3 protein-coding genes, 1 tRNA gene and 1 rRNA gene are annotated in these 9,841 nt (G+C 69.3%); 4 read left to right on the top strand and 1 reads right to left on the bottom strand.

Translation table 11 applies throughout. From position 1 onward, the window contains the following. The 3 genes from rrf to IE178_RS32495 form a co-directional block, all read left to right on the top strand. Positions 1-90, top strand: a 5S ribosomal RNA gene (gene rrf / locus IE178_RS32505); the annotation flags it as partial. A gap of 115 nt (positions 91-205) precedes the next feature. Then, positions 206-868: a DegT/DnrJ/EryC1/StrS family aminotransferase gene (locus tag IE178_RS32500; protein ID WP_184765931.1), complete on the top strand. Its 663-nt coding sequence runs from the start codon at positions 206-208 to the stop codon at positions 866-868. 75 nt (positions 869-943) lie between these two features. Further along, positions 944-1,016: transfer RNA gene (locus IE178_RS32495), tRNA-Thr, on the top strand. A gap of 61 nt (positions 1,017-1,077) precedes the next feature. Here the strand turns inward: IE178_RS32495 and IE178_RS32490 are convergent. Further along, complete coding sequence (locus tag IE178_RS32490; RefSeq protein ID WP_193514736.1) at positions 1,078-3,831, bottom strand: SpoIIE family protein phosphatase; 2,754 nt, start codon at positions 3,829-3,831, stop codon at positions 1,078-1,080. A 415-nt stretch (positions 3,832-4,246) separates the two neighbouring features. Here IE178_RS32490 and IE178_RS32485 point away from each other — a divergent pair, with 415 nt between their 5' ends. Then, entirely contained in the window at positions 4,247-9,718 is a 5,472-nt protein-coding gene (locus IE178_RS32485; protein WP_184765826.1) for a HAMP domain-containing protein, read from the top strand. The last annotated feature ends 123 nt before the right edge of the window (positions 9,719-9,841 follow it).

The following is a 9,841-nucleotide window of genomic DNA, read 5'->3' as shown; positions in this document are numbered from 1 at the left end:
CCCGGTTACATTTCGAACCCGGAAGCTAAGCCTTACAGCGCCGATGGTACTGCAGGGGGGACCCTGTGGGAGAGTAGGACGCCGCCGAACAATTCTTCAAAAGGGTTGGACCCGGAACTTCGGTTCCGCGTCCAACCCTTTTTTGTTCCGCGTCACTTGAAGTTCACGTCGCGCAACGAGCATCCACCCCATGGGTACTGCTGCACTGCTCAGGGCCGCCGGTGTCGGAGTCGGTGACGAGGTCGTCATGCCGGCCTTCGGCAACGTGGAGGTCGCCGAGGCCGTTGCGATGGCAGGGGCGTTGCCGGTGTTCGCCGACATAGACCCGGCGACGTACTGCCTGGACCCGGCCGCGGTGGAGGCGGCCGTAACTCGGCGGACGGCGGCCGTCGTTGCCGTCCACCGCTTCGGCAGGCCCGCCGATGTTGGGCAACTGCACGCACTGGGCCGGCGGCACGGGCTGCTGGTGCTGGAGCACGGGGAGTCCGAGGCGCCGTACGACGAGATAGCCCAGCGGCGGGAGCGGGCGGCGTTTCTCGACACCAAGCTGCGGGGTGTGCGGACGCCCGAGGGCGGGGCCGGGCACACCTATCAGCAGTACGTGGTACGGGTACCGGGAAATGGCCGGCCCGACCGCGACGCCTTCGCACGGGCCATACGGGCCAGGGGCGTTGAGTGCCGGGTGCCGGTGAAGACGCCCGTGCACCGGCTGCCCGAGTTCCGGCGGTGTGTGTCCCTGCCCGAGACCGAGCGGGCCGCCGACGAGACGCTCGCACTGCCCGTGGACGCCTCGCTGACCAGGCGGGACATGCAACGGATCGCGTCCGCGTGCAACGCACTGGGCGGTCTGCTGCAGCCTGCTCTTTGAGCGTGGTTGGGAGCACGGGTGCGTCCGGGGTATGATCTATTCCGTTGCCACGGGGAAACCCTGGAACGGCAACAGGCCCCTATAGCTCAGTCGGTAGAGCGTCTCCATGGTAAGGAGAAGGTCAACGGTTCGATTCCGTTTGGGGGCTCCGACAGAAAGGCCCCGCCCGATCGGGCGGGGCCTTTCTCATGCCCTGGCTCCGGCGCCTGCTAGTCCTTGTGCAGACCGGGTACGCGCATGGCCAGGATGGCCATGTCGTCCGACGGCGCGTCCGTGGCGAAACGTTCCACGGCGCGCATGATGCGGGCGGCGACCGCGCCAGCCGTCAGGCCCGTGCAGGTCGTCAGCACATCGGCCAGACCGTCGTCGCCCAGCATCCGGGTGCCCTCGCGGCGTTCCGTGACGCCGTCGGTGACGCAGAGCAGGACGTCGCCGGGATCGAGGGTGACCGTCTGCTCGTACAGCTCCAGGTCCTCCAGGACGCCGAGGAGCGGCTGGGGCTCGGCGGCCGGTTCGACCGTGCCGTCCTGGCGCAGGCGGAGCGGCAGCGGATGTCCGGCGCAGACCACCTTCAGTTCCGCGCTGCCGTCCTCCTGCGGGCGCATCTCGCCGTAGAGCAGCGTGAGGAAGCGGCTGCGGGCGCCCTCGTCGAGGATCGCCGAGTTGAGGCGCTCCAGGACCGCAGGTCCGCTCAAACCCTCACGGGCCAGCAGGCGCAGCGCGTGCCGGGCGAGGCCGGTGACGGCCGCCGCGTTCGGGCCCGTACCGCAGACGTCGCCGATGGCGAAGCCGTAGGCACCGTCGCTGATCGGGAAGAGGTCGTAGAAGTCGCCGCCGACCTCGTTGCCCTCGCCGGCCGCGCGGTAGATGACCTCGACCTCTACACCGTCGATCAGCGGCAGCTCGGGCGGCAGGAGGCTGCGCTGGAGGGACTGGCTGATGGCCGTGCGCTCCGAGTAGAGGCGGGCGTTGTCCAGGGCCAGGGCGGCCCGTCGGGAAAGGTCCTCGGCGAGTTCCAGGATCTCCTGGCGGAAGTGCTCGTCGGTCGGCTTGCCGAGGGTGAGCATGCCGATGACGCGGTTGCGGGCGACCAGCGGGAGGACGACGGTTTCGCCGCCGACCGCGGAGGCCGTGGCGAGGGTCGGGCCGATGCCCGGGGTGACATGGTGGGTCGGACTGCCGCTCAGGCCGAGGCTGCGCATGGAACTGCGCAGGGCCGCCTGGTGGGCGACCTCCGCCGGGGCCGACCAGATGCGGGCGCCGGGGGTGGGGACCGGGTCGGGCGGGGAGATCTTCGACAGCAGGGACTTGATGCCGTCGATCAGCTCCTCGTCCTCGTGCAGCACGTAGGACAAATAGGGATCGGAGGACTGGTCGGCGATCGTGTAGACGGCGCACCAGGTGGCCAGGGTGGGGACCGTCATCTGCGCCATCAGGGCCAGGGTCTGGTCCCGGTCCAGGGTGCCGGCCAACAGGTCGGAGGCTTCGACGAGGAAGCTGAGCGAGCCGCGGCGCAGGCGTTCCAGCTCGCCCAGGCGGGCCGACTCGACGGCCAGGGCGATGCGGTCGGCCGCGAACTGCAGGCGCAGGGCCTCTTCGTTGGTGTATCTGCCCGGTGCCTCGGCGGCGACGCCGAGGGAGCCGGTGAGCCGGCCCTCGACCTTCAGCGGGACGGTGACGACCGAGCGCATGCCGGTGCCGTTGAGGAGGGGAACCGCGCCGGGGACGGCGCTGAGGTCCTCGTGGACCGCCGGCATACGGGCGGAGCCGTAGCGGCCCGGGCCGGCCTCGACAGGGACGCGGGCGAAGCGCTGGCGGGCCGAGGGGAGGCCGGTGGAGGCACGGACCTCCAGTTCCGTCTCGTCGTCGGTCGCGAGGAGCAGGAAGGCGGAATCGGCGTCGAGCATGTCGCGCGCGCGTTCCACCGTGCGCTGGAGCAGGCCGTCGAGGTCGTCCGGGGCGGGGGAGCCGATGAAGACCTCGAAGGGATCGGTGCTCTGGCCGTCGGAGGTGCCGGACGCGTCGGACGCCGGGGCGCGCAGCGGGGTCTGCAAAACCGCCCGTTCGTGGTCCCTCACCAGGAGACAGACCGTTGACGGATCGCCGTCGGTGTCACGGACGCGCAGGTGGGAGGCGTACACCGGGATCACTTGGCCGCCCGCGCCGCGGACGCCGTAGCTGCCCTCCCAGCGGGAGAGCCGGAGGGCGTCGGCGATGCCGGTGCTGGTGCCCGGGGTGTGCGGCCAGGCCGCGAGATCGGTGAGCGGCTTCCCGGTGACCTGCTCGGCGGTGTAGCCGAAGAGCTCCTCGGCGTCCTCGTTCCAGGCGGTGACGGAGCCGGTGCGGTCGATCTGGACGACGGCCACGCGGACCCGGGCGTCGGCGAGCGGGAGGAGATGGGTCGGCAGGGAGGGGCCGGCGGTGCGGGTGCCGACCGGGCGCTCGGGAAGGTCGAGCTGGAACCAGACGGTCTTGTGGGTGGGCGTGTAGTCCACGCCCCAGTGGCCGGCCAGGGCCGCGCACAGCTGGAGCCCCCGGCCGCCCTCACGGTCGGGGCTGCCCATGCTGACGGGCGATCCCTGCAGGGGGACCTCGCGCTCGGGATACCGGTCGGCCACCTCGATCCGAATGCCCACGTCGCTGCGCAGACAGAGCAGGTCCGCGGAGGTTCCGGCATGGACCACGGCGTTGGTCACCAGTTCGCTGGTGAGGACCACGGCGTCGTCGACGATGTCACCGAAGCCCCAGCCCTGGAGCGTGTCGCGGACGAAGGAGCGGGCGCTCGCGACGGATCGTCCGACGGGCTCGAAGCTGGCGGCCGCGCGGGCGGTGATCACAGAACTCCTCGACCGGTTCTCGACGGGCATGGCTCCCTGGCCGACCGGCTCGCGCCGCTGTTGCGGCAGGCCGTCAGTCGGCCGTGGGTCCGAGGGCTGCTCCCCCGGGATCAGTCCGGTGGTCATGTGTGCGGCCGCCCCTCCGATGCCCGCTCGTCTCCGTGCCACCGCCCAGGCCGGACGGACCGGCGTGGCTGGACAGCCGGATGCAAGGTTACTTACCTTCGCGGTCCGAGCGGATGCCGGTCTGCTGTGATTCCGTCCGGAGGTGTTCTTCATCCGGCGGGTGTGCGGACGATGTGCGAAGCTGCCGAACTGTTATGGCCTGGTTCGGCGGGGGTGAAACACTGGGCAGGCTTGTTGTGAAGGTGCGGACAGGCCGTGTGTCTTCCGCGTCGGGTGGGCAGCAGCCCCCTGGCGGTGCCTTGGAACGCCGGGCAGGACATCGCAGTAGTACAGGAAAAGCACAGGAGTAACGGGTACGCCCCTGGTGGTGTGCCCGAGTACAGCGGTAACGGTCGACCCCTGCGGGAGGGACACAGTGGAGTCTGGCGCAGCGACGCGGGGCACGAACACGCGCGCGAAAGGCGGACAGTCCCTGAGTAAGCCGGGAAGGGCGCGGGGTGGGACCACGACGGTGGACACGGCGGCCCTGAACCGGCTGCTGGTGGCGCTTGTGGCGATGCGGGACGGGAACTTCCGCAAGCGGCTCACGGTGACCGGCGACGGCGTGATGGCGGAGATCGCGGCGGTCTTCAACGAGGTGGCCGACCGCAATCTCCATCTGACGGGCGAGCTGGCGCGGGTGCGCCGGATGGTCGGGCGTGAGGGAAAGCTCACGGAGCGGCTGGAGACGGGCGCCTCCGAGGGCTCCTGGGCGACCGCCATCGACAACTCGAACGCGCTGGTCGACGACCTGGTGCGGCCGGTCTCCGAGGTCAGCCGGGTGCTGTCGGCGGTGGCGGAGGGTGATCTGTCGCCGCGTATGGAGCTGCGCACGCAGGCGCCGGACGGGTCGGGGCATCCGCTGCGGGGCGAGTTCCTGAAGGTCGGGCGGACCGTCAACAACCTGGTCGACCAGTTGTCGACCTTCACCGACGAGGTCACGCGTGTGGCCAGCGAGGTGGGTACCGAGGGCAAGCTGGGCGGTCAGGCCCAGGTGCGCGGCATGTCGGGCTCGTGGAAGGACCTGACGGACTCCGTCAACACCATGGCGGAGCGGCTGACGGCGCAGGTGCGCGACATCGCGCTGGTGACGACGGCCGTCGCGCGCGGTGACCTGTCACGCAAGGTCACCGTGCATGTCGAAGGGGAGATGCTCGAGCTGAAGAACACCGTCAACACGATGGTGGACCAGCTCTCCGCGTTCTCCTCCGAGGTGACCCGCGTCGCCCGCGAGGTGGGCACCGAGGGCGCCCTGGGCGGCCAGGCGCAGGTCCCCGGGGTGGACGGCGTGTGGAAGGAACTCACCGACTCCGTCAACACCATGGCCGGTAACCTCACGGCGCAGGTGCGCGGGATCGCCGAGGTGACGACGGCGGTCGCCAACGGTGACCTGTCGCGGAAGGTGACGGTGCCGGCGCGTGGCGAGGTCGCGCAGCTCGCCGAGACGATCAACCAGATGACCGAGACGCTGCGGATCTTCGCCGACGAGGTCACGCGGGTCGCCAACGAGGTCGGGGCCGAGGGCCGGCTGGGCGGCCAGGCGAATGTGCCGGGCGCGGCGGGGACGTGGAAGGACCTGACGGACTCCGTCAACACGGTGTTCCGGAACCTGACCACGCAGGTGCGGGACATCGCGGCGGTGACGACGGCGGTCGCCAATGGTGACCTGTCGCAGAAGGTCACCGTCGACGTGGCCGGCGAGATGCTGGAGCTGAAGAACACCGTCAACACGATGGTCGACCAGCTGTCCTCCTTCGGTGCCGAGGTCACGCGCGTGGCGCGGGAGATCGGTGTCGAGGGTGAGCTGGGCGGCCAGGCGCAGGTGCCGGGGGCGGCGGGGACGTGGAAGGACCTGACGGACTCGGTCAACACGGCGTTCCGCAACCTCACCGGGCAGGTGAGGAACATCGCCCAGGTGACGACGGCGGTCGCCAACGGTGACCTCTCGCAGAAGGTCACCGTGGACGTCTCCGGTGAGATGCTCCAGCTGAAGAACACCGTGAACACGATGGTGGACCAGCTGTCGAGCTTCGCCGACCAGGTCACGCGGATGGCCCGGGACGTGGGCACGGAGGGACGGCTGGGGGGTCAGGCGCGCGTGGACGGCGTGTCGGGCACCTGGAAGGAGCTCACCGACTCCGTCAACTCGATGGCGTCCAACCTGACCGGTCAGGTGCGCAACATCGCGCAGGTTACGACGGCCGTCGCGCGCGGTGACCTGTCGCAGAAGATCGACGTCGACGCCCGCGGGGAGATCCTGGAGCTGAAGAACACCATCAACACGATGGTGGACCAGCTGTCCTCCTTCGCGGACCAGGTCACGCGCGTGGCCCGTGAGGTGGGCACCGAAGGCCGTCTGGGCGGTCAGGCACAGGTGCCCGGGGTCGCCGGTGTGTGGCGGGACCTGACGGACTCCGTGAACGGCATGGCCGGCAACCTCACCGCGCAGGTCCGCAACATCGCCCAGGTGGCGACCGCGGTGGCGCGGGGTGACCTGTCGCAGAAGATCACCGTGGACGCGCGCGGGGAGATCCTCGAGCTGAAGAACACGCTGAACACGATGGTGGACCAGCTGTCGTCGTTCGCCCAGGAGGTCACGCGTGTGGCCCGTGAGGTGGGTACGGAGGGCATCCTCGGCGGTCAGGCCGAGGTGCAGGGTGTCTCCGGCACCTGGAAGGACCTCACGCAGTCCGTGAACGGCATGGCGAACAACCTGACCCTCCAGGTGCGCAACATCGCCGAGGTCACCACCGCGGTCGCCAAGGGCGACCTGTCGAAGAAGATCACCGTCGACGCCAAGGGCGAGATCCTCGAGCTGGTCACCACCGTCAACACGATGGTGGACCAGCTGTCGTCGTTCGCCGAGCAGGTGACCCGGGTGGCCCGTGAGGTGGGCACCGAGGGCATCCTGGGCGGCCAGGCGCACGTGCCAGGGGTCACGGGCATCTGGAAGGACCTGAGCGACAACGTCAACCTGATGGCCAAGAACCTGACGACCCAGGTGCGCAACATCTCCCAGGTCTCCGCCGCCGTCGCCAACGGCGACCTGACGCGGCAGGTCAGTATCGAGGCGCGTGGCGAGGTGGCGCAGCTCGCCGACACGATCAACACCATGGTGAAGACGCTGAGCGCGTTCGCCGAGCAGGTCACCAAGGTGGCGCGCGAGGTGGGCACGGACGGCATCCTGGGTGGTCAGGCGCATGTGCCGGGTGTGGCCGGTACGTGGAAGGACCTCACCGAGTCGGTGAACCAGATGGCGTCCAACCTGACCGGTCAGGTGCGCAACATCGCCATGGTGACGACGGCCATCGCCAAGGGTGACCTGACGAAGAAGATCGACATCGACGCGCGCGGGGAGATCCTGGAGCTGAAGACCACCATCAACACGATGGTGGATCAGCTGTCCTCGTTCGCGGAGGAGGTCACGCGCGTGGCCCGCGAGGTGGGCACCGAGGGCCAGCTGGGCGGCCAGGCACGCGTGCGTGACGTCGACGGCACGTGGCGGGACCTGACCGAGTCCGTGAACGAGATGGCCGGGAACCTCACCCGGCAGGTGCGTGCCATCGCGCGCGTGGCGACCGCGGTGACCCGCGGTGACCTGAACCTGAAGATCGACGTGGACGCGTCCGGGGAGATCCAGGAACTCCAGGACTACATCAACAAGATGATCGCCAACCTGCGCGACACCACGATCGCCAACAAGGAGCAGGACTGGCTGAAGGGCAATCTGGCCCGGATCTCCGCGCTGATGCAGGGCCGCCGCGACCTGGAGGACGTGGCTTCGCTGATCATGAGTGAGCTGACCCCGGTGGTCTCCGCGCAGCACGGTGCGTTCTTCCTCGCGATGCCCCTGGTCGACGGCGAGGACGTGAACGGCGCGGACGCCGACCGGTTCGAGCTGCGCATGCTCGGCTCGTACGGTTACTCCATGGGCTCCATGCCGACGTCGTTCCGGCCCGGTGAGGGGCTCATCGGGACCGCCGCCATGGAGAAGCGAACGATCCTGGTGGAGAACGCGCCCAGCGGCTATCTGAAGATCTCCTCGGGGCTCGGGGAGGCGCCGCCGGCGCAGGTGATCGTGCTTCCGGTGCTGTTCGAGGGGAAGGTGCTCGGCGTCATCGAGCTGGCCTCCTTCACGCCGTTCACGCACATCCAGAAGGACTTCCTCAACCAGATCGCCGAGATGATCGCGACGAGCGTCAACACCATCTCGGTCAACACCAAGACCGAGCGGCTGCTGGCGCAGTCCCAGGAGCTGACCGAGCAACTGCGCGAGCGGTCGGCGGAGTTGGAGCAGCGGCAGAAGGCCCTCCAGGCGTCCAACGCCGAACTGGAGGAGAAGGCCGAGCTGCTGGCCCGCCAGAACCGCGACATCGAGGTGAAGAACACCGAGATCGAGGAGGCGCGGCAGGTCCTGGAGGAGCGCGCCGAGCAGCTCGCGGTGTCCATGCGCTACAAGAGCGAGTTCCTGGCCAACATGTCGCACGAGCTGCGGACGCCGCTCAACTCGCTGCTCATTCTGGCCAAGTTGCTCGCCGACAACGCGGAGGGGAACCTCTCCCCGAAGCAGGTCGAGTTCGCCGAGACCATCCACGGCGCCGGGTCGGACCTGCTCCAGCTCATCAACGACATCCTCGACCTGTCCAAGGTCGAGGCGGGCAAGATGGACGTCTCCCCGACGCGGATCGCGCTGGTCCAGCTCGTGGACTACGTGGAGGCCACCTTCCGGCCGCTGACCGCGGAGAAGGGCCTGGATTTGTCCGTACGGGTGTCCCCGGAGCTGCCGGCCACCCTGCACACCGACGAGCAGCGGCTGCTCCAGGTGCTGCGCAACCTGTTGTCGAACGCGGTGAAGTTCACCGACTCCGGTTCGGTCGAGCTGGTCATCCGGCCCGCCCGGGACGATGTTCCGCAGAGGATCCGGGAGCAGCTCCTGGAGGCCGGTTCGCTGGCCGACCCGGACGCGGACCTGATCGCGTTCTCGGTGAGCGACACCGGCATCGGCATCGCGGCCAGCAAGATGCGGGTGATCTTCGAGGCGTTCAAGCAGGCCGACGGCACCACCAGCCGCAAGTACGGCGGTACGGGGCTGGGGCTGTCGATCTCGCGGGAGATCGCGCAGCTGCTCGGCGGCGAGATCCACGCGCAGAGCGAGCCGGGCCGTGGCTCGACGTTCACGCTGTACCTGCCGCTGCACCCCAGCGAGCTGCCGCCGCACGGCTACCAGCAGCCCATGCCCGCGCTGGAGGCCGGTGACCTGGTGGCCTCGGCCGAGCTGTCCCCGGCGGAGGTCGAGACGCCGGCGGAGGTGAAGTCGTACCGGGACACCCAGAACGGTCCGGCCGCGCTGTTCCGGCGCCGCCGCAGGGGCACGCCCCGGCCGGAGCAGCGGCCCGCCACCGAGCTGGAGCAGTGGTCGGGAGTGGAGCAGCAGGAGCTGTCGCCCCGGCCGTCGCGCCGAGGTATCCGCTTCGGCGGGCAGAAGGTGCTGATCGTCGACGACGACATCCGTAACGTCTTCGCGCTCACCAGCGTCCTGGAGCAGCACGGACTGTCCGTGCTGTACGCGGAGAACGGCCGCGAGGGCATCGAGGTGCTGGAACAGCACGACGACGTGGCGGTCGTCCTGATGGACATCATGATGCCCGAGATGGACGGGTATGCGACGACCACGGCGATCCGCCGGATGCCGCAGTTCGCCGGGCTGCCGATCATCGCGCTCACCGCGAAGGCGATGAAGGGCGACCGTGAGAAGGCCATCGAGTCGGGTGCCTCCGACTACGTGACCAAGCCGGTCGATCCCGATCACCTGCTGACGGTGATGGAACAGTGGATGCGGGGGGAGTGAGGGCGGCGTACGGCGGGAGCGCGACCGGGGCGGGAAGCTTCGGTGTGTACGCGAAGTCGCTGGTGCGGTGGGTGTGAAGTCGTGGAGAAGGTCGTGTAGACGTACGGGATTCGGGGAACCTTC

The sequence above is a fragment of the Streptomyces griseoloalbus genome (assembly GCA_014650015.1).
Classification (GTDB): domain Bacteria; phylum Actinomycetota; class Actinomycetes; order Streptomycetales; family Streptomycetaceae; genus Streptomyces; species Streptomyces griseoloalbus.
This window is presented reverse-complemented; position numbering and strand designations above follow the sequence as displayed.